The organism is Bradyrhizobium manausense, from assembly GCF_018130615.1.
Lineage (GTDB): Bacteria > Pseudomonadota > Alphaproteobacteria > Rhizobiales > Xanthobacteraceae > Bradyrhizobium > Bradyrhizobium manausense_A.
Window position 1 is genome coordinate 180,563 of the sequence record NZ_JAFCKB010000006.1, and the last position, 24,470, is coordinate 205,032.

General features: G+C 62.6%; 22 protein-coding genes. 8 read left to right on the forward strand and 14 right to left on the reverse strand.

Annotated features, from left to right (window positions below; all coding sequences use genetic code 11):
* Window positions 1-5 precede the first annotated feature (5 nt).
* A complete protein-coding gene (locus JQ587_RS14090) occupies window positions 6-968 on the forward strand; it encodes an ABC transporter permease (RefSeq protein ID WP_249148831.1) in 963 nt (320 codons plus the stop codon).
* A gap of 32 nt (window positions 969-1,000) precedes the next feature.
* Here the strand turns inward: JQ587_RS14090 and JQ587_RS14095 are convergent, their stop codons facing one another.
* From JQ587_RS14095 to JQ587_RS14125, 7 genes are all read right to left on the reverse strand, one after another.
* Window positions 1,001-2,290, reverse strand: coding sequence for a M20/M25/M40 family metallo-hydrolase (locus JQ587_RS14095; protein WP_212425678.1), 1,290 nt, complete (start codon window positions 2,288-2,290; stop codon window positions 1,001-1,003).
* Between the two features lie 794 nt (window positions 2,291-3,084).
* The gene (locus tag JQ587_RS14100) at window positions 3,085-3,846 is read right to left on the reverse strand and encodes a hypothetical protein (protein WP_212302505.1); all 762 of its coding nucleotides are present in this window, start codon (window positions 3,844-3,846) and stop codon (window positions 3,085-3,087) included.
* Window positions 3,847-4,240: 394 nt separating this feature from the next.
* Entirely contained in the window at window positions 4,241-5,842 is a 1,602-nt protein-coding gene (locus JQ587_RS14105; protein ID WP_212302506.1) for a TRAP transporter large permease, read from the reverse strand.
* Window positions 5,839-6,378 (reverse strand): TRAP transporter small permease subunit, encoded by a 540-nt coding sequence (locus JQ587_RS14110; protein WP_212302507.1) that lies wholly within the window; start codon window positions 6,376-6,378, stop codon window positions 5,839-5,841. Before JQ587_RS14110 ends, JQ587_RS14105 begins: the two co-directional genes overlap by 4 nt.
* A gap of 314 nt (window positions 6,379-6,692) precedes the next feature.
* Window positions 6,693-7,727, reverse strand: coding sequence for a GTP 3',8-cyclase MoaA (gene moaA / locus JQ587_RS14115; RefSeq protein WP_212302508.1), 1,035 nt, complete (start codon window positions 7,725-7,727; stop codon window positions 6,693-6,695).
* Window positions 7,728-7,847: 120 nt separating this feature from the next.
* On the reverse strand, window positions 7,848-8,333 hold the full coding sequence (locus JQ587_RS14120) for a hypothetical protein (RefSeq protein ID WP_212302509.1): 486 nt from the start codon (window positions 8,331-8,333) through the stop codon (window positions 7,848-7,850).
* A 157-nt stretch (window positions 8,334-8,490) separates the two neighbouring features.
* Entirely contained in the window at window positions 8,491-9,165 is a 675-nt protein-coding gene (locus tag JQ587_RS14125; RefSeq protein WP_212302510.1) for an HAD-IA family hydrolase, read from the reverse strand.
* Between the two features lie 164 nt (window positions 9,166-9,329).
* Between JQ587_RS14125 and rpiA the strand changes: the two genes are divergently transcribed.
* Genes rpiA through gor form a run of 3 tightly spaced genes read left to right on the forward strand, consistent with a single transcriptional unit; the run spans window position 9,330 to window position 12,010 of the window.
* Window positions 9,330-10,028 carry a ribose-5-phosphate isomerase RpiA gene (gene rpiA, locus JQ587_RS14130; RefSeq protein WP_212425806.1) on the forward strand — a complete coding sequence of 233 codons (699 nt, stop codon included), beginning with the start codon at window positions 9,330-9,332 and terminating at the stop codon, window positions 10,026-10,028.
* A 21-nt stretch (window positions 10,029-10,049) separates the two neighbouring features.
* A complete protein-coding gene (locus JQ587_RS14135; RefSeq protein ID WP_212425679.1) occupies window positions 10,050-10,562 on the forward strand; it encodes a DUF2059 domain-containing protein in 513 nt (170 codons plus the stop codon).
* A gap of 47 nt (window positions 10,563-10,609) precedes the next feature.
* Window positions 10,610-12,010 (forward strand): glutathione-disulfide reductase, encoded by a 1,401-nt coding sequence (gor, locus tag JQ587_RS14140; RefSeq protein WP_212425680.1) that lies wholly within the window; start codon window positions 10,610-10,612, stop codon window positions 12,008-12,010.
* A gap of 69 nt (window positions 12,011-12,079) precedes the next feature.
* Here the strand turns inward: gor and JQ587_RS14145 are convergent, their stop codons facing one another.
* Window positions 12,080-13,453: a 2-hydroxycarboxylate transporter family protein gene (locus JQ587_RS14145; RefSeq protein WP_249154318.1), complete on the reverse strand. Its 1,374-nt coding sequence runs from the start codon at window positions 13,451-13,453 to the stop codon at window positions 12,080-12,082.
* Window positions 13,454-13,668: 215 nt separating this feature from the next.
* Entirely contained in the window at window positions 13,669-15,189 is a 1,521-nt protein-coding gene (locus tag JQ587_RS14150; protein ID WP_212425681.1) for a porin, read from the reverse strand.
* Window positions 15,190-15,591: 402 nt separating this feature from the next.
* Between JQ587_RS14150 and JQ587_RS14155 the strand changes: the two genes are divergently transcribed.
* Genes JQ587_RS14155 through JQ587_RS14165 form a run of 3 tightly spaced genes read left to right on the forward strand, consistent with a single transcriptional unit; the run spans window position 15,592 to window position 18,735 of the window.
* Entirely contained in the window at window positions 15,592-16,281 is a 690-nt protein-coding gene (locus tag JQ587_RS14155; protein WP_212302515.1) for a response regulator transcription factor, read from the forward strand.
* Entirely contained in the window at window positions 16,256-17,635 is a 1,380-nt protein-coding gene (locus JQ587_RS14160) for a sensor histidine kinase (RefSeq protein ID WP_212302516.1), read from the forward strand. Before JQ587_RS14155 ends, JQ587_RS14160 begins: the two co-directional genes overlap by 26 nt.
* Window positions 17,632-18,735, forward strand: coding sequence for an ABC transporter substrate-binding protein (locus JQ587_RS14165; RefSeq protein WP_212302517.1), 1,104 nt, complete (start codon window positions 17,632-17,634; stop codon window positions 18,733-18,735). The genes JQ587_RS14160 and JQ587_RS14165 overlap by 4 nt, the downstream gene beginning before the upstream one ends.
* 52 nt (window positions 18,736-18,787) lie before the next feature.
* Here the strand turns inward: JQ587_RS14165 and JQ587_RS14170 are convergent, their stop codons facing one another.
* The 3 genes from JQ587_RS14170 to JQ587_RS14180 all read right to left on the reverse strand — a co-directional run bounded on the left by JQ587_RS14170 (window position 18,788) and on the right by JQ587_RS14180 (window position 22,362).
* Window positions 18,788-20,338: a porin gene (locus JQ587_RS14170; RefSeq protein WP_212425682.1), complete on the reverse strand. Its 1,551-nt coding sequence runs from the start codon at window positions 20,336-20,338 to the stop codon at window positions 18,788-18,790.
* Between the two features lie 320 nt (window positions 20,339-20,658).
* A complete protein-coding gene (locus JQ587_RS14175; protein WP_212425683.1) occupies window positions 20,659-21,126 on the reverse strand; it encodes a hypothetical protein in 468 nt (155 codons plus the stop codon).
* Between the two features lie 96 nt (window positions 21,127-21,222).
* Entirely contained in the window at window positions 21,223-22,362 is a 1,140-nt protein-coding gene (locus tag JQ587_RS14180; RefSeq protein ID WP_212425684.1) for a hypothetical protein, read from the reverse strand.
* Between the two features lie 301 nt (window positions 22,363-22,663).
* Here JQ587_RS14180 and JQ587_RS14185 point away from each other — a divergent pair, with 301 nt between their 5' ends.
* Window positions 22,664-22,969: a hypothetical protein gene (locus JQ587_RS14185; protein ID WP_249154319.1), complete on the forward strand. Its 306-nt coding sequence runs from the start codon at window positions 22,664-22,666 to the stop codon at window positions 22,967-22,969.
* Window positions 22,970-22,982: 13 nt separating this feature from the next.
* Here the strand turns inward: JQ587_RS14185 and JQ587_RS14190 are convergent, their stop codons facing one another.
* Both JQ587_RS14190 and JQ587_RS14195 read right to left on the reverse strand, forming a co-directional pair.
* Entirely contained in the window at window positions 22,983-23,168 is a 186-nt protein-coding gene (locus tag JQ587_RS14190; RefSeq protein WP_212302521.1) for a hypothetical protein, read from the reverse strand.
* A gap of 61 nt (window positions 23,169-23,229) precedes the next feature.
* The gene (locus JQ587_RS14195; RefSeq protein WP_212425685.1) at window positions 23,230-24,459 is read right to left on the reverse strand and encodes a carboxylate-amine ligase; all 1,230 of its coding nucleotides are present in this window, start codon (window positions 24,457-24,459) and stop codon (window positions 23,230-23,232) included.
* Between the last annotated feature and the right edge of the window lie 11 nt (window positions 24,460-24,470).

Here is a 24,470-nt window from a genome sequence, read left to right on the forward strand (position 1 = left end):
TCTCGATGCGCGAGGCGGGCGTCACGGTCGCGCTCGTGCTGATCGTCCTGTTTTTCTGCGTGACTGCGCCTTACTTCGCGACCAGCGGAAACTTCCTCAAGATCTTCGTTCAGATCGCGATCAATACCGTGCTCGCCGCCGGCATGACCTTCGTCATCCTGACCGGCGGCATCGACTTGTCGGTCGGCTCGGTGCTGGCGCTGTGCACGGTCGTTGGCGCGACGATCATGACGGACGAGCGCCTTGCGCCGGGCACCTCGATCGCGCTGGCTTTTGCTGCGTGTCTCGGAACGGGCGCCATTTGCGGCGCCATCAATGGCTGGGTGTGCGAACGATGGAAGCTGCCATCCTTCATCGTCACGCTCGGCATGCTCAATATCGCCAGCGGCCTTGCTCGCGTCGTCTCGAACAATTCCACCATCACGGGATTGCCGCAGCCCTTTGTCGATTTCGGCAACATGATCTTCTTCGGCGTGTTCCCGTCGATCTTCGTGATCGCGCTAGGCGTCGTGCTGATCGGCTGGTTCATCCTGCGCTTCACGGTGTTCGGCCGTTTCATCTTCGCCATCGGTACCAATGAGGAGGCGGTGCGTCTCTCTGGCCACAATCCGAGCGCGATCAAGATCGCCGCCTTCACGATCTCGGGTCTCACCGCCGGCACGGCTGCGATGGTCTATCTGCTCCGGCTCAACGTCGGCAGCCCGATTGCCGGCATCGGCTACGAGCTGAACGCGATCGCGGCCGTCATCATCGGCGGTACGAGTCTCTCAGGCGGCAAGGGCTCGATCATCGGCACGCTGGTCGGAGCCTGCATTCTCCAGGTGCTGTCGACAGGTCTTCAGCTCCTCGGCGCCGAAGACAACGTCAAGCCCATCGTGATTGGCGCCGTCATCGTGCTTGCCGTGATCCTCGACACCTATCGCAACAAATTCCTGCGCGCGATGGAGAGCCGCAGGTCGGACGGATAGGGAGGAGTTCCGTCTAGAGGCCGCGAGCAGCGCTATTTCAGCTTTCCGGTCGACAAATCCATGATCATGCGCGTGGTCAAATAGAGCCGCGGCACGATGCTGTCGATCTTCACATATTCGGCATCGTTGGAGTGCGCGCCGAAGCCCGACAGGCCCATGCCTTCGACCACGGCGCCCTTGGTCTTGAGCGCGGCAAACGCGGCGTCGGTGCCGCCGCCGGTCGCCTTCTCGTCGACCTTGAGCGGCATTCCGAGCTCCTGATAGATCGTCTTGCCGTAGGCCGCGATGCGCCGCGAGGCGTCGTTGGCCTCGAGCGGCGGGCGGCGCACCTCGAATTTCAGCGAGACCTTGGAGTCCGGCAGCAGCCTGTTCTTGATCTTGTCCTGCAGCGCCTTCTCCAGCTCGTCGAAATCCGACACCTTGAGCGCGCGCGCATCGGCCTGGGCGGTGGCCTCGGCGGGGATCACGTTGCGGTTGGTGCCGGCCTTGGACACCGTCCAGTTCAGCTTCAGGCCCTGCTCGGGCTTCGACAGGTCCTTCATCTGCAGCACCTGGTGCGAGAGCTCATAGAGCGCATTGATGCCGCCCTCGGGCCTTGCGCCCGCATGTGACGACTTGCCGATCACCGTGAGATAGGCCGAGCCGATGCCACTGGTGGCGAGCCGCAGCGTGCCGTCGGTGCCGCCGCCCTCGAACGAGAACACCACGTCCTGATCGGCGGCGAATTTGGTGATGGTGCTGCGCCAGCCGGGCGAGGAGATCTCCTCGTCGCCATTGGTGAGCACCGTGAGCGTGCCGTAGTCCTTGAAGTTCAACTTCTGCAGCATCGCCACGGCGTGGAGAATGAGCGCGACGCCCTGCTTGTCGTCAGCGATGCCGAGGCCGTAGGCCTTGTCGCCGTCGATGTGGAACGGTTGGTCCTTCAGCATGCCCTTCAGATACACGGTGTCCATATGGGCGATCAGCATGATCTTTGCGCTGCCGGTGCCCTTGAAGGTGGCGTGCACGGCCGGGCCGATCTTCTCGGGCGTGTCGTCGAGGCGATAGACGTCGGTGGGCTGCAGGATCTCCACCGTGCCGCCGAGCTGCTTGAGTTGGTCGGCGACGCGGCCGGCGATCACGTTCAGGCCCTCGACGTCCTTGCTGCCGGATTCGATGCTGACGAGGTCGCGCAGCGTATCGAGCAGCGGCTGCTGCTCCTTCTGCGCCAGGGCCTGAACCTCGGCCACGGGTTCGGCATGCGCGATGGTCGCGGCACAGGCGAGCCAGAGCGAGGCGATCAATGAACCAGCGAACGATGGGGCAGGAAGCGATCGGAACATGCGTGGCGGACCATATGTTGGGAGGATGGTCCGGTATGCCCGTGTTTCCCGCGCTTGTCACGCGACACCGACGCTGCAAGGCCCCGGCGTCGACCGGGGCCATCTGTTGCCGCGTAGGGAGCACATGCCGGGGTTATTGGCAGGGGTATATCCGGCCGTCGTCGAGCTTGGTTGTTGTGCCGGGCTCGCAGACCATGCCGTTTCGCCTCCGCCAGTCCTCCGGAGAGTAGCCGTATGCCGCGTAAGGTCCGCTATCACTGGAGTAGCCTGCACCGCTGTAATAGGGGCTTCCCCATCCCCTGTAAGGTGATGTCGCCGCGACCGCTGCCGCCGTGCCAACCGCCACGGCGCCTGCCGCGACTGCGCCCGCTCCATACACGCCCCGTCGCGCCTGTCGACGCGCAACGCCGGCGACGCTGACGGGCGTCAGAGGACGACCGACCCGCGCCTGGGCGCTCTCGACCGATAGCGAGATACCGCTTTGCTCGGACCAGGCAAAGGAGAGCAGCGCCGCAGACGAGAAGACGCAAGCAGCTAGGGCAATCTTTCTTACATGCTTCATGAGCTTTCTCCGTTGCAGAAGAGACAACGCGCGCACGTTTGTCGTCCGCTGTTGCAGCAACGGTTGATCCATATCAACGAGTGCAACGCGCAATCCGAGATGCCGATAAAGTCTTCGTTATCGCAAGGCGTCATCCATCGTTGCGCTGTCCACATCGAGTCGCGCGAGGACGCGCGCTTCGTGCGCATCATTTGCGAACTCATATCCATCAAGGAGCTGTTCGCGTTCGTGCTCACGGCGGCAGGAGCGCCGCTGCCTGCTCGAGCTGGTCAGCCGGCACAGTTTCCTTCGGCCGCTCGAATACGACGCGAGAGGTCACTGATATTGCGGCGCCGGCACGGCCATCCTGGCCGATGAGAACGAGTCCGGCTCCGCCATTGGCCACATTCAGAATGGCCTCCTCGCCGCTCCAGGTCTTGATCGGGTCCATTCCAATGACGAGAAATTCGCCCGCGGGCTGGTCGAGATATTGAAGCCTCAGTTGAGGGCCGACCTCTGCTGCGGCGATCCGCAAACCCAGCTGCTTGGCGCGCTCGTAGATTGCGGTCAAGGTCACAGTGTTCGTCTCAAAGCCGAGTGCGGCCGCCGACACAGAGACGAGCTCTACTTCCTTTCTTGTCGTACTGACGATGAAAGCCGGCCGTGCGAGGATTTCCGCAGCCAATCCTCCGACGTGGCAGCCGATTGCATCCAGGGCGTTGCGGAGGGTGAGCGAATTCGAATAACTGCCGAGAGTAATCCTCTTCCACACCGGCAGATCGGCAATCGATCTGACCGGTGTGATCGGAGCTTGACTTGACGAAGCCGTCTTCAGCTTCAACTGGTTCTGCAACACATCTCGTGCGCTGCATTGCGCACCGGCTTCAGTCGCGAGCTGGAACATGCACATGGCGCAGAACATCGTGGTCAAGAGACGACGGCTACGATGATGTGCTGCTGTCGAACAATGTTGTCGTGCTCGGCAGCCAATTTCCTGATGAAAGCCTTGGTCCATGACAACCTCGCTTGCGTGAGGCGCGGACAAAATGAATCAGGATGTGTTTTTCAATTTTTGGTCAGTCGGTCCGCGTCGTAACGGATCCCTGAAAGTGGTCGTAAGCTTAAATCCGATCACGGAGCGTGAACATCGGAAATTTCTAGAAACCCGGGACCGTATCGGGGCAAGCAGGCTGACGGGCTCGCACAATGCCGGTGCGCCGGCACCGTTCAATCGAGAAACGCACGCCCTTTGATGGTGCTCGCGAGCGGTTCAATCTCAGCGCGATGGCCGATGCAAAACATCGGCGTTGGTCGAGACCGGCGGCCCAAGGTCGCCGATGCACCTTTTCTCACATCCGCCTTCGTCGAGGCTTCGGCGGACATGAAGGGAGAAGGAAGAAAGCGCGCCGCTACTTCTGCGGCGGCCCGAAATCGAGCGGCGGCAGCTCGATCTGCGGCACCTCGATCTTGACCTTGTTGAGGTCGACATTGACCGGCTTGTCCAGCAGGCCCGTCACCGTGACCGGGAACGCGATCACGATCAGCACCATGATCATCTGGAGGCCGATCCAGGGCATTGCGCCCCAATAGATGTCCGAGCTCTTCACTTCCTTCGGCGCCACGCCGCGCAGGTAGAACAGCGCGAAGCCGAACGGCGGGTGCAGGAACGAGGTCTGCATGTTGACGCAGAGCATGACGCCGAACCAGATCAGCGCCGGGCCGTCGCCGACGACGGGCCCCAGGATCTTCTGCGCGATCGGCGCGATCATCGGCAGGATGATGAAGGCGATCTCGAAGAAGTCGAGGAAGAACGCCAGGAAGAAGATGAAGAGGTTGATGAAGATCAGGAAGCCCCAGACGCCGCCGGGCAGCGAAGTCAGGAGGTGCTCCAGCCAGACCCCGCCGGAGACGCCGAGGAACACCACCGAGAAGCAGGTCGAGCCGATCAGGATGAAGGTGACCATGCAGGTGAGGCGCATGGTGGATTCGTAGCCCTGCTTGATGAGGTCGCGCAGCTCGGGGATGCGTGCGGCCGAGATGCAGATCCAGGCCACCGCCAGATAGGTCAGGGCGAACGCGATCTTGAAGATCAGGTTCTCGGTGAACAGCATCGCGATGATGGTGCCGACGCCGGCGGCGATCACGCCGACGATCAGAATCCTGCGGTCCGTCGAGGAGAAGTCCTTGTGGTGAATCGCTGCGAGCACGATGGCGCCGACTGCGCCCATGGCGCCTGCCTCCGTCGGCGTCGCAAGGCCCATCATCATGGTGCCGAGCACGACGAAGATCAGCACGGCCGAGGGGATGATGCCCATCAGGCACTTCTTCCACAGCGCCCAGCCGGTCAGCGTGCGCGCTTCCTTCGGCACCGGCGGCACGTGGTCGGGCTTGATCAGGCCGAGGATGAAGGTGTAGCCGGCGAACAGCAGGATCTGGAACACCGAGGGGCCCCAGGCGCCGAGATACATGTCACCAACCGACTTGCCGAGCTGGTCGGCGAGCACGATCAGCACCAGCGAGGGTGGCACCAGCTGCGTGATCGTGCCGGAGGCCGCGAGCACGCCGGTGATGTAACGCATGTTGTAGCCGTAGCGGATCATCACCGGCATCGAGATCAGCGCCATGGCGATGACCTGCGCCGCCACGGTGCCGGTGATGGCGCCGAGGATGAAGCCGACGATGATGACGGAATAGCCGAGACCGCCGCGGATCGGGCCGAACAGCTGGCCCATCGAATCCAGCATGTCCTCGGCTAGTCCGCATCTCTCCAATATCGCGCCCATGAAAGTGAAGAACGGGATCGCGAGCAACAGCTCGTTGGAGAGCACGCTGCCGAACACGCGGCCGGGGATCGCCTGCAGGAAGTTGAGATCGAAGAAACCGAGATGGATGGCGAGAAAGCCGAAGGAGAGGCCGACTGCCGCGAGCGTGAACGCGACGGGAAAGCCGATCAGCATCGCCAGAACCAGGCCGCCGAACATCAACGGCGGCATCATCTCCAGCGTAATCATTGGGTCGGCCTCTCGTACTTGGCGTCGATCGTCACATAGCCCTGGAGAGCCGCGATACGCTTGATGACTTCGGAAATGCCCTGGAGCGCCAGCATCACGAAGCCGGCGGGGATCACGAACTTGATGGGCCAGCGGACCAGGCCGCCGGCGTTACCCGACATCTCGCCGACGTCGTAGGCCTGCATGAAGAACGGCCAGGACAGATAGGCGAGCAGCAGGCACGAGGGGATCAGGAAGAACAGCGTGCCGATCAGGTCGAGCCAGAGCTGGCCGCGCTCGGACAGGGTGAGATAGAAGATCTCGACCCGCACATGCTCGTTGCGCTTGAAGGTGTAGGACGATCCGAACATCACCAGGATCGCGAACATGTACCATTGCAGCTCCAGCCACCCGTTCGACGAGTAGCTGAAGGCGTAGCGGATCATGGCGTTGGCCGCGCTGACGAGGCATGCGAGAAGCACGAGCAGGTTACAGACGTACCCAATCTTTTCATTGAGGGCGTCGATGGCGTTACTCACCGCCAGCAATGGACGCATCTTACTTTCTCTCCGTCGCGGCCCAACACTCTGCGGGAGGCTTCAGCACGCAACGCTCGGCCCGCGTGCGAGAAGCACGCGACCGCACGGATGGTCGTCCGGAGCGATTGCGGCGTCAGTCCTCCCCTCGTGCCTTGCCGTCTTGACCGCGACCGCCAACGGGGCGGGCCGGCTTATTGCTGCCGGGCAAGCAAAGGCGAGGGCACCAAACCAGCGGGCTTGTGCGCCGTCAATCGGAAAATGGGCAAATTGACGGCGGGTCAAAAGCTTAGGTCGCAAAAGCTTAAGGCCGTCGCGCGGGGGACGCGAATCGCTCAGCCGCCGGTCACGCTCATATGCCTGGAGACGCTGGGGCGGTCGTGGCGGCGGTCGATGATGAAATCGTGGCCCTTGGGCTTCAGCCCGATGGCACGGTCGATCGCAGCCGCCAGCAGCATGTCGTCGCTGGACGCACGCAGGGGTTTGCGCAAATCGGAGGCATCCTCATGGCCGAGGCAGGTGTGCAGCGTTCCCGTGCAGGTGATGCGCACCCGGTTGCAGGATTCGCAGAAATTATGGGTCATCGGCGTGATGAAGCCGAGCTTGCCGCCGGTTTCGGCGACGCTGACATAGCGCGCCGGCCCGCCGGTGCTCTCGGCGAGGTCCGTCAGCGTGAATTGCTGGGCGAGCCGCGCGCGCACCAGCGATAGCGGCAGGTATTGGTCGATGCGGCCCGAGCCGATCTCGCCCATCGGCATCACCTCGATCAGGGTGAGGCCCATGTTCTTGCCGTGGGCCCAGCGCATCAAATCGGGGAGCTCGTCCTCGTTGAGGTTCTTCAGCGCCACTGCGTTGATCTTCACGGCGAGCCCTGCAGCGCGTGCGGCCTCGATGCCTTCCAGCACCTTGTCGATCTCGCCCCAGCGGGTGATCTCGCGAAACTTCTTGGGATCGAGCGTGTCGAGCGAGACGTTGATGCGGCGGACGCCGCAATCGGCGAGCTCGCTTGCATGCTTTGCGAGTTGCGTGCCGTTGGTGGTCAGCGTCAGCTCGTTCAGCGCACCGCTTGCGAGATGGCGCGACAGCGAGCGCACCAGCGTCATCACGTTGCGGCGGACCAACGGCTCGCCGCCGGTGAGCCGCAGCTTCTTCACGCCCTTGGCGATGAAGGCCGAGCAGAGTCGGTCGAGTTCCTCGAGCGTCAGCAGGTCGGCCTTGGGCAGGAACGTCATGTCTTCCGACATGCAATAGAAGCAGCGCAGATCGCAGCGATCGGTGACGGAGACGCGCAAATAGGAGATGGTCCGCCCGAACGGATCGGTCATGGCACTCGACAACGCGGCGAGGGGACTCGCAGTCAATCCGTTCATACCAAATGCCTTGTCACTTACGGCGACGGGCGCACCATTGCTTCGGCGGTGCTGTCGAAGCAATCTAAGCATCGGACGCGGCTCAGACAATCGGGTGGTATACGTAGATTAGCGTTTGGATCAACGCTTGCCGGCGTTCGGATCGGGGAACGGCGTACCGGCCGCGGGCGCTGCAGCATCGGCCGGCGCCGCGGCGGGCGCAGCGGCTGCGGCTGGTTTCGGCTTCCTCGGCCGGTGCGGCTTCTTCTTCACGGGCTTGGGCGGCACCGCCGGCTGCAACTCCGCGAACACCGGGTTCGGATCGGTGGTCACCGAGGCGGGGGTGGTGAAATCGCCGGGATTCTTGATCACGTTCACCGGTACGCTGGTCGGCTGGTACTTGGGCAGCGCGAAAGCGACCGTAAACGGTGCGTCGGGGGCGGGAACCGAGACGGAGCAGGGGGTCTTGCAGCCCCCACCCAGCGAGGTCGTCGCGTCAGCTCCCGGCGGATTGGATTCGAGCCGGACCTGGAGGGGCGGCGGCGCCGATTTGAACATGTCCCAAGACATCGAGGAGCAGCCACCAAGGCTCGCTCCCGCTAACGCAATCGCGATGACACGACGCATGACCATCCACTTCTACTGCGACGAACCGCCACATAACCCCGCGCGGACCTTAGGAGCGTCGCTCCGCGCAAGCAACCGGCGGACCACGCATAGTTAATAGATGGTTAACGCGGGGTTCTCTGGAATAGGTAAGCTATATCAGGGCTTTGCCTGGGGTTTAGGCGGTCATCAGGCTGTGGGCGGCGGCCGGCAGGTCGCGCATGTGATGGATCAGCCGGTCCGGCTTCAGATCGGCGATCGGTACGTCGGTGTAGCCGAAGCTGACCCCGATCACAGGTACCCCGGCGCGCCGGGCCACGCCGACATCGGTTCCGGCGTCGCCGACCATGATGCTGGCTTTCACCGCGCCGCCGGCCCGCGCCACGGTCTCGCGGAAAATGGTCGGATCGGGTTTCTGAACCCCGAACGTATCAGCGCCGCAGATCGCCTCGAACCGCCGGCTCAGGTCGAGCTGGTCCAGAAGCCGCTTCGACAGCCATTCCAGCTTGTTGGTGCAAACCGCCAGCCGATGGCCCTGCGCCGCAAACAGATCGAGCGCGTCGAGCAGCCCCTCGAAGGGACGGGATTCGACGGCGATATTGTCGGCGTAATAGGCGATGAAATCCGCCGTCATCCGGTCCATGTCGGCCGGCGTGACCGCGCGGCCCTCGGCCTCCAGCCCCCGCTCGATCAGCTTACGGGCACCGGCGCCGATCATGTTGCGGGCCGAGGCCATCGGCACCGGCGGCAAGCCTTCGCGGTCGAGCACGTAATTCAGCGCGGTGATCAGGTCGGGCGCCGTATCCACAAGCGTGCCGTCGAGATCGAAGACGAGGGTGTAGGGGGAGGTCATGCCAAAGCGCTATCGGTCCGGCCCGGCCGGCGCAAGGGGCGGGCCCATAAGATCACCTTATAGTCGTGTCCTCGGGCCCTGTTCGCCGGGGGAAAACGGGGCTACATAGGCCGCCGCTAGCGGCACGACCGGCGGCATTCCTGAACTTTGAGGCGGGCGCAAACGTGGACATGGACCAGTTGAAGCGGCAAGCGGCGGCGCGCGCACTGGACGAGGTGCGTGACGGCATGCAGCTTGGCCTCGGCACCGGCTCGACCGCCAAGCATTTCGTCGAGCTCCTGGGCGAACGCGTGCGCGCCGGCCTCAAGGTGATCGGAGTTCCGACCTCCGAGGCGACCCGCACGGACGCGCTGCGGTGTGGTGTGCCGCTGACGACGCTCGACGAGATCGACCATCTCGACATCACCGTCGACGGTGCCGACGAAATCGATCCCGAGTTCAACCTGATCAAGGGTGGTGGCGGCGCCTTGCTGCGCGAGAAGATCGTGGCGGCCGCCTCGGATCGCATGATCGTGATTGCCGACGACACCAAATGGGTGCCAACGCTGGGCCGCTTTCCGCTGCCGGTCGAGGTCATCCCGTTTGGGCTTGGCGCGACACGGCGGGCGATCGAAAAGGCATTTGCGGAATGCGGCGTTTCCGGGCAAATGGCGGTCCGCAAGGCCAGGGATGGCCACGTTTTCGTCACCGATGGCGGCCACTGGATCCTCGATGCCCGGCTTGAGCGGATTGTGAATCCGCCCAGCCTCGCCAAGGCTTTGAGCATGATCCCCGGCGTGGTCGAGCATGGGTTATTTATCGGCTTGGCCAGCTCGGCTGTTTTGGCGGGTGGCGAGGGAATCCGCGTGATTGAACGGCGATAAGCCGCCAAAAGGAGACCAGGAATGAAGAACGTTTTGAAGATCGTGCCCGCTGCATGCCTCGCCATCGCGTTGGCGCTGGGGGCATCGCCTGCGACCGCGCAGCAGCCGGCGGCACCCACTCCCGGGGCGATTGCCGCCGCGAAGGAGATTTTGACGCTGAAGAATGCCAGCGCGATGTACGCCGGCGCCGTGCCCGGCATGGTGGAGAAGGTCAAGGCCACGCTGATCGGGCAGAACCTCAACTACCAGAAGGACCTCAACGAGCTCGCCCCTGTCATCGCCAAGCAACTGGCCGGCCGCGAGTCCGAGATCGGCGACGGCATGGTCGGCGTCTACGCCGGCGAGTTCACCGAGCAGGAGCTGAAGGATCTCGTGACGTTCTACAAGTCGCCGCTCGGCCAGAAGCTGCTTGCCAATGAGCCCAAGGCCATCAGCCTCAGCATGCAGGTGATGAACGCCTGGGCGCAGAACTTCTCCGAGGTCGTCGCGAGCGCCTTCCGCGCCGAGATGAAGAAGCGTGGCAAGGAAATCTGACAGTACTTATCTGTCTGGGTAATCCTTGAACGAGGTCGGAGTGGACAATGGCTGAATTCGACGTCGACCTCTTTGTCATCGGTGGCGGTTCGGGCGGCGTGCGTGCCGCCCGCATCGCGGCCGGTTACGGCGCCCGCGTGATGATCGCGGAAGAGTACCGCATGGGCGGCACCTGCGTGATCCGCGGCTGCGTGCCGAAGAAGCTGTTCGTGATCGGCTCGCATGTCCGTCACGAGCTCGAGGATGCCGCGGGTTTCGGCTGGACCGTTCCGCCCGCGACCTTCGACTGGCCGACGCTGATCGCCAACAAGGACAAGGAGATCGCGCGGCTGGAGGCGGCCTACACGACCAATGTCGAGAAGTCCGGCGCGCAGATCGTCAAAAGCCGCGCGATGATCGAGGACAAGCACACCGTCCGCCTGCTCGCGGACGACAAGAAGATCACTGCGAAATACATTCTCATCGCCACCGGTGGCGCGCCCAATCATGGCGCCGCGATTCCCGGCATCGAGCATGTGATCTCGTCCAACGAGGCGTTTCATCTCAAGAAGCTGCCGAAGCGGATCGTGATCCAGGGTGGGGGTTACATCGCGCTGGAGTTCGCAGGCATCTTTGCCGGCTTCGGCTCCGACGTCACCCTTATCTATCGCGGCGACAACATCTTGCGCGGCTTCGACGAGGATGTTCGCGCCCACGTCCGAGCTGAGATGGAGAAGCAGGGCATCACCATTCTCACAGGCTGCACGGTGAACAAGGTCGATCGCCATGTCGATCGCAATGGCGAGGAATTCACCACCCATCTGTCGAACGGATCGAGCATCGCCTCCGACCAGGTGATGTTCGCGATCGGCCGTCATCCGGCCGTTGCCAATCTCGGGCTGGAAAAGGCCGGCGTCGCCATCAATCCGAAGAACGGCGGCATCGCGGTCGATCATTTCTCCAAAAGCTCGGTCGACAGCATCTATGCGATCGGCGACGTCACCCATCGCTTCAACCTGACGCCGGTCGCGATCCGCGAGGGCCATGCCTTCGCCGACACCGTGTTCGGCAAGCGCGAGGTGCAGGTCGATCATTCCTCGATTCCGACGGCGGTGTTCTCGCAGCCGGAGGTCGGCACCGTCGGTCTGACGGAAACCGAAGCGCGCGCGCAGTTCAGCCACGTCGACATCTACAAGACGACGTTCCGTCCCATCAAGGCGACGATGTCCGGTCGCGACACTCGTGTGCTGATGAAGCTCGTGGTCGACGGCTCGACCGATCGCGTGCTTGGCTGCCACATCGTCGGCGATTGCGCCGCCGAGGTCACGCAAGTGGTCGCGATCGCCGTGAAGATGAAGGCGACGAAAGCCGATTTCGACGCAACCATCGCGCTGCATCCGACGGCGGCCGAAGAGCTGGTGACGATGCGCACGCCGACCGCGCGCCACGTGCGCCAGGCGGCGGAGTAGGGCGTCAAACGGCGGGAATCCCTGAGACCAAGGTCCGCGCCGCTCGGGGCGAGGCATGATGCCGCGCGTCTACGCCACCCAGCGCAACAGCACCAGCACGCCGGTGACCGTGATCGCGCCGCCGATGCGTGTCGCGATCTGAGCGAACGGCATCAGTTCCATGCGGTCGGCCGCCGTCAAGATTGCGACGTCGCCGGTGCCGCCCTGGCCCGAGTGACAGGCGTTCACGATCGCGGTCTCGATCGGGTACATGTTCAGCAGGCGGCCGATAATTGCGCCCGTGGCCATTAAAGTGAAGACGGTGGCGACGATGGTCACGAGATTGGCGACCGTGAAGGCGGACATCAGCTTGTCCCAGGGCGTCAGCGACACGCCGATGGCGAACAACAACGGATAGGTCATACCGATGCGGACAAATCGGTATACAATCAACCCGCCCGATTGCAGCCGCGGCGACACCGCGCTGGACAGCTTGGCGAGAACGGCGAGGAACAGCATCGCGACGGGCGCCGGCAAGCCGATCAGATGAAACAGCATGACGCCCAGCAAATAGAGCACGATCGCGGTGAGGCCGGCGGCGGCAATCGCCGTGATGTCGAAAGGCGATGACGTCTCCTCCTGCTGCTCCGAGGCGGCGAGATCGAGGGCGTCATCGCCGGCTGGCTGGAGACGCCCGTTGCCGGTGAACTTCGGGTACTTCTTGCCGGCATAGTTGAGCATGCCGGAAAACAGGATCGCCGTGAGACTGCCGAGCATCACCGGCGGCAGCACCTGGGCGAAGAAATCGCCCTGAGGTTGGCCAAGGATCGCAGCGTACCCTATCGAGAGCGGAATGGCGCCTTCGCCGACGCCGCCCGCCATGATCGGCACGACGATGAAGAAGAATGTCTTGTAGGCGCCGAGACCGAGCGCCATGCCGACGAGCGTCCCGACCGCCGCAGCCGCGATCGAGCCGACGCTGAGCGGCACGAAGATCTTGAGAAAACCTTTTACGAGGATATTGCGGTCCATCCCGAGGATGCTGCCAACGATGATGGCCGCGATATAGACATAAAGGAAGTTGGTGGACTTGGTGAAGTCGATGATCGACTTCTCGATCGGCGCGGGTATGAGCTTGTAATAGACGAGCGCCGACGGAATGAAGGTCGCGAAGATCGCTGCCGCTCCGATATTGCGCAGGACCGGCAGGCGCCTGCCGACTTCCGCGCAAGTGAAGCCGCCGAGAACCAGCACCGCAATCATGGTCGGCGCGTCCGGCTTGATCTGGCCCTGCTGCGTCAGGATCGCGAGCAACCCGACGAGAATGACGTAGATCGGTAGCGAGATGATGCCGATCTTGTAGTCCATCAGACGCCACCAGCCGGTCGGCCAGAACGATGCAGAACGAGACGTCATCGCGGGCTCGCGATAAGTCCCGGCGTTGGCCTCAACGGTGTCTGACATGGTGTTCTCCTGTCCATCAACTCGATTTTTTGTTGTGTTCGGCGACCCGTGCCGCGAGCCGATAGCGCAATCGCCAGGCTCGAGAGGGCCAAGTGAGGGGCATCTCACTGGCTCCTTCTGTGGCACGGTGCTCGTGTGAATCCGCAAACCCGATTAGATCGTGTTCCGCGGACGGTCGAAGGCTTCGACCGTCCGCTGTTTGCAGGCAGTGCCGCTTACCACTTGTAACGGACGCCAGTGACGAGCTCGTCAGCGCTGTCGTGGAGGTGTGCCTGACTTGCGCTGTAGCCACCCGTCGTCTTGAGGTGATCGCCGGCGACATAGACGTCGACATTCGGAATCGGATGGTACATGAACGAAGCGTAGGTCGTCATGCGGGTGCCCGTGCCGGTCGCCACCGCGCCCGTGGCATCCTTGAACGGCACCAGTGTGTAGCCGGCAGCATTGATGGCCGCGTTGTGGGCGAAGAAGTCCTGCCAGCCGACCTCGAAGTCGTAGAACTTCGAAGGCGTAACCTTGGCCGACACCGTGACGACATCGTCGTTGCGGATGCCGAGGATAGTGCCCTGATCGGCGTTGTAGTGAATGTAGCCGGTGTTCAGGCGAAGCAGGCCGCCGTCCCAGTTGCCACCGATGCCCCAGGACTGATGGATATGACCGACATTGGTCGTCCCGATGGTCGGAGTCTCCAACACGTTCGAGCGGGTGTAGAACGCCGACACGTGGAACTCGCCCGCGTTGTAACCGGCAGCCACGGCCTGCGAGCTACCCTTGTCGAGGCCCGCACCCGGGATTGGTCCGCTGCCGTTCGGTCCGCCCGGACCGTTGCCGTCGCTGAAATTGTAGGCCGCGCCGAGATAGAGTCCATTGTCGAATATCTTCTTCCAGACGAGCCCCTGATCGTAGCGGGTGTCGCCCTGTCCATTCGCGCCGTTACCGCCGCTGGTGTAGAAGATGAGCTGCTTGAAGTTGTTGACGTTTGTGAAGCCACCCTCGCCGGTGCTGAGCGCGGAGGCACCGTAGGGATCGCCCCAGATGTTGGCGACATCGCGCGGCAACGTATTCTGGCGGCCCACGCTGAACTTGCCGAGCGTCGGACTCTCGAAGCCGACCCAGGCGTCGCGATTGAAGAGTACGCCGGGCGTGTCCATGTTGCCGCTGGGGAGCTCGAACTCGCTTTCCATGCGCGCCAATAGGTTGAAATTGTATTCGGGGAAAACCTTCTGGGTAACGAAGATTCCCCAGCGGTTGCCGCTGAACCACGAGGTGTTCAAGCCGATAGTCGATCGTCCGGCCGTATCGACATTGCTCATATAGCCGAACGACGGTTCGATAAGGCCATACAGCAGCACATCCGTGTTCTCGGTCTCGAAGATATGCACGGGCTTGCCGGTCTTGAGAGCCTCCCAGGCGCCGACCTTGGTCGGCATTGGCGGGGGCGGCGGCATCTGAGCGTGCGCCTCTTCCTTCTTCTCGACCTGCTTCAGGCGATCATTCATCGCCTTCACTTTGGTCTTCTGGTCCTCCATGTCGGAGAGACGTTTGTTCAATGCCCTGATCTCGGCCTTGAGCTCGGCAATGTCGTCTGCCTCGGCTGGGGTCATCGCTGCAAGGCCGGCAGAGATGGCCGCGCCGATAAACGCATAGCGTGCAACCGCCCCGAGCGTTGCATTACGCCGATCGATCCTTGCCGTACCGGTCAGCCAGAGATGCCGAAGTCGCGTCGTCAATTTCATGTCGCCCCCCAAAAGAGTTTTGTTAGCGAGACAAAACTGGCGGCGAGTGCTGTCAAAACCCTGTCATGCCGTGCAGTCCAACGAGTGCAGCGTCGATCGGCGCTGAGCGTTGCAGGTTCAACACAGGGTGAGAACGTTTCGCATATGCACAATGCGTGCACGGCGACGCAATGAAACACCGTGGGCTTACGGGCTTTCTGAGGGCCACTTGACCACGTCGTTCATCCTGTTAGTTGTTGAGCGATAACGACGAGCGCCAAGGACAATGGCGCCCCCGGGCCAATGACAAGCTCGGCGCCCAAGCCGACCGAATTTGGAATCAGAGGTAGACGAGCGGTCGCCATCGACGCATTGCCGAGGGTGTCGCAACGCGGACGCGCGTTTCGGCTTGGGGAACAGTTTATGCGTGCACTCCTGATTGAGGACACCGTTGATCTCGGTGCGGCGATCGCCGCTAGGCTCAGGGATCAAGGTCATGCGGTAGAGTGGCTGACCGACGGCGGCCTCGCCTCGCAGCGAGTTCAGGAGGATCCCTTCGATCTGATCATTCTCGACCTGACCTTGCCAGGCATGAATGGCGTCGATGTCTTGAAGCTCGTGCGCGGCCGGCGGATCAATACGCCGGTGCTCGTCATCACCGCGCGCGGCGAGATCGGCGACAAGATCGATCTCCTCGACATCGGAGCCGACGACTATCTGGTCAAACCGTTCGACTTGCGTGAGTTAGAGGCCCGGATGCGCGCCGTGGTGCGCCGGCACAGTGGCACGCCGACCAGCCGGATCGAAATCGGAAACGTCACTGTGGACATTGCAGCTCAGTCGATCATCGCAGCTGGCCACAGGGTAGAGCTGACACGGCGTGAGTTTCGCCTGCTGGAGCTGCTGATACTGAACTTCGGTCAGGTGGTCGCGCGCGAGCGTCTGATGGATCAGCTTTTTGGCTATGAGAATGCCGTCAACCCAAATGCGTTGGAACTCTATGTCTCGCGCATCCGGCGACGCCTGAAATCCTCCTCACTGCGCATTGAAACCGTTTGGGGCACAGGGTACGTCGCGAAGATCGATCATGACCGGCCGCCAGAAGTCAATTAAGCGCGACATTCTGCTTGGCGCCATCGTGTTGCTCGCCCTTCTCGGGCTTGGGTTGTTTGCCTACATTCGCGCCTATTCACTCGATGCCGCCGACACGGCCTTCGATCGCGTGCTCGCCGCGGCCGCGCTCTCGATCGCCGATAATGTCAGGGTCGAGGATGGGCATCTCACGGTCGAGTTGCCGATCGCATCGCTCGAGATATTGGGGGCGTCGCGCGAGACACGGGCATTCTACGCGGTGCGCGCGCCCGATCATTCGCTCATCACAGGCTATCCCGATTTGCCGGACGCCACGCCGGCGCAGGATCGCAAGCCGCGCTTTTTCGATGCAACCTATTCCAACGATGCCGTGAGGATAGGCAGCGTCCAGCGCTACATCGATTTCGGTGAGAAGTCTGGCTGGATCAGCGTCACGGTCGCGGAGACGCGGGAAGCACGAACCCAGCTCGCTTCGGTCATCCTCAGAAACTCACTTACCCCGATGGCAGTGGCGGGATTGATCATGTGCTTCTTGATATCGACCGGTCTGAATCGCGCCTGGGCACCGCTGGTTGCTCTGGAAAACGAACTCGTCCACCGAGCGCCGACCAACCTCAATCCGATCCAGACATCGGTGCCCAAGGAGGTCAATTCCCTGGTTTCCAGCCTCAACCTCTTCATGCAGCGGTTCGAGGGCGCGCTCAGCTCGCTTCGTCGGATTTCCGTGGACACCACGCATGAGATGCGCACGCCGCTCGCCTCCATCCGGGCGCTTACCGAAGTCGCGGCGTCCGAGTCTGATCCCGGAGTGCTCCGCGGCTATCTGCAGCGGATTCATGCAAACGCCGTCGTAGCGACGCGCATCGTCAACCAGCTTCTCGCCGAAGCGGCAGTGGCCCATCATATCGAGACCACCGCCAATCCGAATTGCGATCTTCTCGAACTTTATCTCCAGGCGGTCGAGAGATTGCCCACGAGCCGAATGCAGCGTTGCAGGCTCGCGCATTTGTCGGCTGCGGATGACCTTCTTGTCAGGGGATCTCCTCTCGTGTTCCGCGAACTGATCGATAATCTGCTCGACAATGCGCTGAACTATGCGCCGGAAGGATTCATCGATGTCGGTCTGCGAATTGCCGACGGGACAATGATCGAACTCGACGTGGCGGACCGCGGTCCGGGCATTCCCGACAGCGAAAAAGGTCGCGTGCTCGAGCGCTTCCGGCGAGGGGCCGCGAGCGAAAACGTCGCCGGCACGGGCCTTGGACTCAACATCGTCAGGAATGCAGCTAATGCGGCGGGAGGTCATCTCGCATTGCTGGATCGGCCCGGCGGCGGCTTGATCGCACGAGTCATTTTGCCGAGGGCGACGTCATGAAGCACTCCCTGGAACGGATGGCTGGCGGTCATGTCGTCTTGGCGGCGCTTCTGCTCGTTCTGGGCGCGTGGTCCTCGCAAGGTCGTGCCGAACAATCCAAGTCGACGCACGAGCTCAAGATCTTCAAGACTCCAGCCGCACCGGCGGCGAAGCTGTTGATCAATGGTACCGCCGATATCGCCAGCATGGGACCGGTCATCGAGGGCTTTCAAAAGCATCATCCCGACGTCGAGGTCGACTACCGGCTTTACGAAACTGTACCGCTTTACGAGAACGGGACTAGCCAGGAGCCGAGCGCCGATCTCCTCATCAGCTCGGCAATGGATCTCCAGGTTAAGCTTGCCAATGACGGACATGTGCAGCCGGCCTCGATCATTGCCGCGCGTGGGCTTCCGGATTGGGCGGCCTGGCGGGACCGCGTGTTCGGTTTCACGCTGGAGCCTGCTGTGATCGCCTACAATGCGGACGCGGTGCCGCCCAATGATGTTCCGCGGTCTCACCGCGATCTGATCCGTCTGCTGGAGCAGGCGCCGGAAAAATTCCGCGGCAAGATTGCGACCTACGATATCGGCGTCAGCGGTGTCGGTTACCTGTTCGCAACCACCGAGTCGATGCTATCGGCAAATTTCTGGCGGCTGACGCATGCACTCGGGACAGTCAAGACGCAACTGTTCTGCTGCACTCAGGACATGATCGATTCCGTTATCCGTGGCGACAGCGTGATTGCGTATGACGTGCTTGGCTCCTACGCGCTGCGGCGCATGGAGGAGCATCCGAATCTGAAGGTGGTCGTGCCTGAGGACTACGTGATCGTCGTGGCGCGCACAATCGTCATTCCGAGCAGGGCGCAGCATCCCGATCTCGCCCAGACTTTCATCGAATACGCTCTCTCGGAGGCTGGCCAGGCCATCGTTGCGGACTCGTTCGGGCTTTCGGTCGGAGGCCTCGGGATAGATCGCGACCAGATGAAGGCGCGCTACGTCACCGAAAAACCGGGCCTGATCAATGCCCCACCGCTCGGCCTGTCCGTCCTCACATATCTCGATTCGATCAAGCGCGAACAGTTCGTGCGGACCTGGCGGCAAATCGTGTCACCTTAGCCGCACAGGAACAGGGGAGCCTGAGCTCCCCTGTCATCATCGGACCCGAATTTCAGAAGTCGAACGTCATGCCGGTCGTGACGGCTTCTGCCTTGTTGCCTGCGACCACATTGTTGTTGGCGTCGCGTCCGCAGACGCCGTAGCCGTGTCCGCTGACGCCGAGACAGTAATGTGCGCCCGGTCCATTGCGCAGATAGCTGCCCACCATGTACCAGCTCACGAACGGACTGAAGTGGTACTTCACGCCGATTGCATACTGGTCGGCACTGGAGTCGACGGTGTTGAGCGCAAAGTCTGCCGCACCTGCGGGCGCCGAAGCCGCAACCCCGGCCGTGGGATAGGCATTGAGGACGCCCGTGCCGGGCGAACCCGGCGAGGCGTTGGCGTGAGCCCAGGATGCGCTCACGTCCCACTTGTCGACAGTCTGGGTCGCGCTCAGGAAGTAGCCGTCGCGCGAACGCTCGTTGAAGTCGGCAACCGTATTCTGGCGTCGCATGATCTCGTAGATGCCGTAGAGCTGAAGGGTGCCGATCATGTCGTTGAACTTGTAGCCCGCGCCGACCTTCGCGGCCCATTCGTTGGCGATGCCGACCGCGCCCGCCGGAACGGTGAGAACGCCGCCATTGCTCAGCGCTGTCACGGCCTCGTCGCCGGTTCGGTTGGTGCCCTCATGCAGCTCGTAAGCGGCGACGCCCGTGAAACCGCCTTGGTTGTAGGTCAGCGATGCGCTGTAGAGATTGCCGTAAGAGCCGTCGGTGCAGCCTTCCGGCGCGGATGTCAGCGGGAAACCCGAGCCGCTGCCGCGCGACGATGTAGCCGGGCAGTTGAAATCGCCGAGCGCATAGTCGCTGTTGTCCTTTGCGGTGTTCTGTCCCGGCGAGACCATGAGGGTGGCCTGGAAGCCGTTCCACACCGGCGATTCATACCAGATCGCATGCGCGGCGCGCCAATCGAACTCGGCGCGGAGATCGCCGCCGGTGTTGCCCATGATCGAGTTGTAATCGCCAAGCGTTGCCGAGAACGGATCAAACTTCGCCGTCGCTTTCTTGTAGGGCGTGTCCGCCTTGCCGGCCTTGATCGTGCCCCAGGGGCTTTCCATGCCGAGGAAGCTGTCGCGCGTGCCGAACGCTGCGCGCTCGGTTGGAACGGCTGCGACCTCGACGAGCGACTCGAATTGCGCGACGGCCGCCCAGCCGGGATAGCCATAAGGATCGAGATTGTGCCGCGCGCGAACGCCGAAATAGGTGAGGTTGCTCGAGACGCCGAACTTCGTGCCCTGGTCGTAAACCCCGGGATTGAAGATGTCGCCGGAGACATCGACATGGCCGTAGAGCGTCACCGTGGTGTTGTCGATGAACGGGTTGGTTCCGGGCGCCTTGCTGTAGAGCGGAGCGCCGCCGAGGCTGACGACGGTGTGCTCGGGCGCGGGTGCCGGCGACGGCGCGACCGCCGCGTGAAGAACGGGATTGCCCTTGGGCGAGGCCGGCGCGACGGCGGTCACCGCAGTCTTCGGCTCGCCCATGTGATTGACGCGTTCGCGAAGCTGCGCGTTCTCCTTCGCAAGCTTGGCATTGCTGCGCTCGAGCGCATCGAGGCGGGCCACCACATCATCTATGGTTGCAGCATGTAGTGATTGACTCATTGTGGTTGCACAAAGGGCCGCAAAGCCTGTGCCGAGCAGAAAGGCCTTCCTCATCTGGTTTCCCCTTTATCGCCGCGAGCTCTCAGTGGGCCCGGGATAAAGCGGAACGTATTGTATGCCAGATGCCAAATACAATCGGATTGGTGTGATCTTACTCACTTTCAGTCTGGCTGTGTCTATTTCGCAACTATTCCTGACAAAGTGTGTCGCGCGGCGATCTGCCGCATTGCGGCCCACCGGCCGGTTCGTTGCCAAAAAGGCGAATGGCTTCAGAAGCTTGCTTATTTGCCCCACGGCGTTTCGCCGCGTCCGAGACGGCCGGCGATGTCGGTCTGGAACACCGGTGGTCCGAACGCGAACCACTCATCGCCGATCTGGTAGACGAGCAGCCGCTTGTTCTCGGCGCAAAATCGCATCAGCCAATCCAGCGCCTTCGTCTTTGGCTGCTCGCCAACGGGCACCACGACGTCGACCGGCAGGCCGCGCCAGAAAAAATTGGCGGCCAGCACGATCATGTCGGATTGATCCGGTCGCATCCAATCCGGCAGCGGGCTCGATGCGACCAGCCAGCCGCAGATGAATTCACGGCAGGGATGTTGGGGGCGTTCGGGATAGATGGAACAGCGGTGGGCGACGCTGAAAGGGCACGGTTGCCCTCTGCGCACCTTGTGTCCGCGCACCTCGATCTGCAGCCAGCCGTCGCAGCAGGCGGTGCAGCTTCCGCAGGTTCTGGTGACGTCGCGGCTCACGGGCGAAGCGGTTGCTCCAGGCGCATCTCGATCGCCTATGAACTACCAGCATCATTCCTGCGCGAGCAAGAGCTGCAGCTGTGTTCTCGCTCGCGCCTACGCGTAGAGATATCCGACCGGCCTGCCTTCGGTGCGCAGGGGACGAATGTCCTTCTGTGTGACGATCTGGCCGGCGAGGCCGTCGATCTCGTCGCGCTGCGTGGGTGTCCAACTGCGAAGTTCATTGATGCCTTTCAGGAGACCGAGACGAAGCACCTGCGTGTTCTCGCCGACGCCGGTGAGGCTGACCGAGTCCTTGCCCGCCGTCACCACATCGCCGGCGGAAAGTTCAAAGCTCTCGCCGGCCTTCTTCTTGAATTCCGCCGAGCCGCGAATGACTCGATAGATCACGACCTCGCCCTTGGCGAAGCGGTCGGCGTCCACGGCGATCGACGCGCTCTTCGGCAGGAGCGAGCGGCCGCGCGGATCGGTCGCGATGATGTGGCCGGTGACGAGATGGCCGCTTGGAAGCTCGATGCCGATATCGCGCACGTAGACCGGCAATGCAGATTTGACCAAACCGTCGGTGAGCGGCTTGAACAGCGCATCCAGCGCCAGGGGATCCTGAAGCCAGAAGCTGGCATCGGCGGGACGATCATGCAGCGGATGGCTCCACGCCACGCGCGGGGTCTCGGCTTCGTCGATCTGATCGGGTCCGACGATGGTCGGATTCGGAAAGGTGGTGGGATCGGTGATGAAGGCTTCGAGGAATTTGCCGGAGTAGCCCATGGAGATCGGATCAGGCACGACCGTCTGCGGCGTCTTCAGATTATCTTCGGTCGACAGGCCCGACCATGTGTAGAACAGCTGGCGGTGGACGATCGCGCTTTGCAGCATCACTGCGCCGGGGCCGACATTGTAGAAGCGCCCATCATAGTCGAAGGTGAATGCGCCCGACGTGACCAGCACGAGCTGAAAGCCGCCCGGCGGAAGATGCAGATGGAAATCGGTCGGGCCGGTGTCGGGGCGATAGATCGGCAAGTTCGTTGCGACTTCGTGCAGGAGGAAGGTTTCATTGTTGGCGTGGAAGCCTTCGTTGGCGCGGTTGTAGAGCGCTTGCGGACGGTACGTCGCCTCGAACTTCGCGCTCTTGTCGCGATCGATCGCGACGAAGTCCTGGGTGTTGAGGCGGAGCGGCGCGCCGTTCGGGTGGGTGAGGCCAGTCGTCTTGAGATCGCCCGCAGCATGTACGTTCATGACGTTCTCCGCTCTGCGCCATTGCCAGCTTGCAAGATCGTTGCGAATCTTGGGCCAGTTGGTTTGCGAAGCAGCAAAGGCGTCTGGCGCGTCAATGCGGTGAGGAAAAATCCGGAGGCTGCACCGGAGGTTAGCTCGCCCGCTCGCTCTGATCGTCCGACGCCGCGCGCAGGCGCGCCATTGCGAGGCGGCGGCGGTCTTTGTCTATTTTGTCAGCAAAGCCTCGCCGTTGTGCGTGCAGGTGGCGATTGACAATATGTTCTTGTTTTGTTCTTATACCGCGACCGAGAGGGAGGCAGCCATGGACAACCGCATCAACGACATCCGCAGGACCATCAGGGCGCTTCGCGTCAGCATGCGCGAGGCCGAGGCGATCATGCATGAGCAGATCAACCGCGATGAGGACTGCAGCTTCGTGGCGCAGGAAGTCATGAAGATGCGCTCGGTCATGAGCCTGCTTGTGAAGGAGCGAACCGCGCTCGGCGATTTCGAGCCGATCGTCGTGAGCAGCTTCTTCATCCCGCGGCGGCGGTCAGCACGTAAGCTTGCTGCGCCGGCCCCGACCGTCGAGTCCGTGTTCCGTCCACGCCTGGTGGCGGGGGCTTGAGGCGGAGGGCGACTCAATCAAAGGCGTGAGGCACGGCCCGATCCGGCTTGCCGGCCGGGCTGTCCGCCCACTTGGCCATCTCCATGGTCCGCGCATCGACGCCCTCGCACCAGAAGCAGCTCGGCCGTGCGCGGCCGTTCTCGGACAAGATCGGAACCAGGCTGTGTCCGCAACCGGCGCACCAGGTGATGTCAGTCATGAAGTCCTCTTCGGCGTAGTAAATTGAGATGACGTTCTCGTTGGCGAAGCTTGCGCGAGCGCTATGACGGCGCTGGGGCACTGCGCCCGGTGGGCGCGCTCGTTCCTGAGATCGTCGATGTCGCGATCCATCGTGACACGGAGGCGATGTCGTCGCTGTTTTCGCGATAGGCGCGAAGCTGGAATTCGGCTGAGCTGCCGCGATCCACGATGGTGCGGCAGTGCGCGATCTCGGCGGCGCAGGCGAGTGCCGCCGAGTCCTCGGCGGTGTCGTCGATGATTCCGGAGAGCATCTCCGAGATCGTGACCGGTCCGTCCCTGGAGGCGAAGATGCAATCGGTGCCGTAGCGCTGGGCGCGCCATTTATTCTCGACCGCAATTGCGCGCTCGACCACCGTGACCGCCTTCGACAAATGAGGCCGCAGATAGAGGTGGCGCGTCAGGCAGCGATAGAGCGAGGCGATCGCGACGGCATCCTCGATCAGGGTGCAGGTATCGGGCGCGCGCAGCTCCAGCGTCGGGTGCTTCATGGACGGGCGCATCGCCCACCAGATGTGACTTTCGTCGGGAATCACGCCGGAGCGCTGGAGAGCGCCGACATATTCATCGTAATCCTGCCTGATTTCGAACAGCTCCGGCAGGCCGGTGCGCGGCAGCTCGGAATAGGCCGCCAAGCGATAGCCTTTCAGTCCGGTCTTGTGCGAATTCCAGAACGGCGAGGATGCCGACAGCGCGATGAACAGCGGCAGATGCGGCAGCATCGCCCGCATCACCGCCATCCGCTTCTCCGGATCGGGAAGCTGCACATGCACATGCATGCCGCACATCATGTTGCGGTGGCCGATGCTGCGGAGATCCTCGATCATCTCCTCGTAGCGCGGCTTCGGGCTCGGCTGCGACATGCGCCAGGCCGCGGTCGGATGCGTGCCGCAGGCCATGATCGCAAAGCCATATTGTGCGGCGACGTTGGCGACCTCGCGGCGCAGGAACCGCAGCTCCTCCCGCGCGTCATTGACATCGACGTGGATGTTGGTGGCGACCTCGAGCTGGGATTGCAGCATCTCGCGCATGGCCTGGCCGCCGGTCGACCAGTTCGCCGATTCGAACAGCTCGTTCGGAGTCTGGATCGCCACGTCCAGGGTGCGGCGATCGGCGAGGAAATATTCCTCCTCGATGCCGAAGGAATAGTCGGCCGCCTTGCCGCGCCCGCCAGCGGAGCGGATGACGACGTGCTGCTTGCTGTCGGAAGGATCCAGTCGCAGCAGTTTCAAAACGTCCGAAGCAAATGTCATTCGCCACCCCG

Excerpts from the sequence above, each read along its gene's own strand:
- JQ587_RS14105 (WP_212302506.1), bottom strand. The coding sequence starts at position 5,842 with ATGATTACGCTGGAGATGATGCCGCCGTTGATGTTCGGCGGCCTGGTT.
- JQ587_RS14190 (WP_212302521.1), bottom strand. The coding sequence starts at position 23,168 with ATGACTGACATCACCTGGTGCGCCGGTTGCGGACACAGCCTGGTTCCG.
- JQ587_RS14165 (WP_212302517.1), top strand. The coding sequence starts at position 17,632 with ATGAAGCACTCCCTGGAACGGATGGCTGGCGGTCATGTCGTCTTGGCG.
- JQ587_RS14110 (WP_212302507.1), bottom strand. The coding sequence starts at position 6,378 with ATGCGTCCATTGCTGGCGGTGAGTAACGCCATCGACGCCCTCAATGAA.
- JQ587_RS14095 (WP_212425678.1), bottom strand. The coding sequence starts at position 2,290 with ATGTTCCGATCGCTTCCTGCCCCATCGTTCGCTGGTTCATTGATCGCC.
- JQ587_RS14150 (WP_212425681.1), bottom strand. The coding sequence starts at position 15,189 with ATGAAATTGACGACGCGACTTCGGCATCTCTGGCTGACCGGTACGGCA.
- JQ587_RS14195 (WP_212425685.1), bottom strand. The coding sequence starts at position 24,459 with ATGACATTTGCTTCGGACGTTTTGAAACTGCTGCGACTGGATCCTTCC.
- JQ587_RS14160 (WP_212302516.1), top strand. The coding sequence starts at position 16,256 with ATGACCGGCCGCCAGAAGTCAATTAAGCGCGACATTCTGCTTGGCGCC.
- moaA (WP_212302508.1), bottom strand. The coding sequence starts at position 7,727 with ATGAACGGATTGACTGCGAGTCCCCTCGCCGCGTTGTCGAGTGCCATG.
- JQ587_RS14180 (WP_212425684.1), bottom strand. The coding sequence starts at position 22,362 with ATGAACGTACATGCTGCGGGCGATCTCAAGACGACTGGCCTCACCCAC.
- JQ587_RS14135 (WP_212425679.1), top strand. The coding sequence starts at position 10,050 with ATGAAGAACGTTTTGAAGATCGTGCCCGCTGCATGCCTCGCCATCGCG.
- JQ587_RS14185 (WP_249154319.1), top strand. The coding sequence starts at position 22,664 with ATGGACAACCGCATCAACGACATCCGCAGGACCATCAGGGCGCTTCGC.
- JQ587_RS14155 (WP_212302515.1), top strand. The coding sequence starts at position 15,592 with ATGCGTGCACTCCTGATTGAGGACACCGTTGATCTCGGTGCGGCGATC.
- JQ587_RS14100 (WP_212302505.1), bottom strand. The coding sequence starts at position 3,846 with ATGGACCAAGGCTTTCATCAGGAAATTGGCTGCCGAGCACGACAACAT.
- JQ587_RS14120 (WP_212302509.1), bottom strand. The coding sequence starts at position 8,333 with ATGCGTCGTGTCATCGCGATTGCGTTAGCGGGAGCGAGCCTTGGTGGC.
- JQ587_RS14090 (WP_249148831.1), top strand. The coding sequence starts at position 6 with ATGCGCGAGGCGGGCGTCACGGTCGCGCTCGTGCTGATCGTCCTGTTT.
- JQ587_RS14125 (WP_212302510.1), bottom strand. The coding sequence starts at position 9,165 with ATGACCTCCCCCTACACCCTCGTCTTCGATCTCGACGGCACGCTTGTG.
- gor (WP_212425680.1), top strand. The coding sequence starts at position 10,610 with ATGGCTGAATTCGACGTCGACCTCTTTGTCATCGGTGGCGGTTCGGGC.
- JQ587_RS14145 (WP_249154318.1), bottom strand. The coding sequence starts at position 13,453 with ATGTCAGACACCGTTGAGGCCAACGCCGGGACTTATCGCGAGCCCGCG.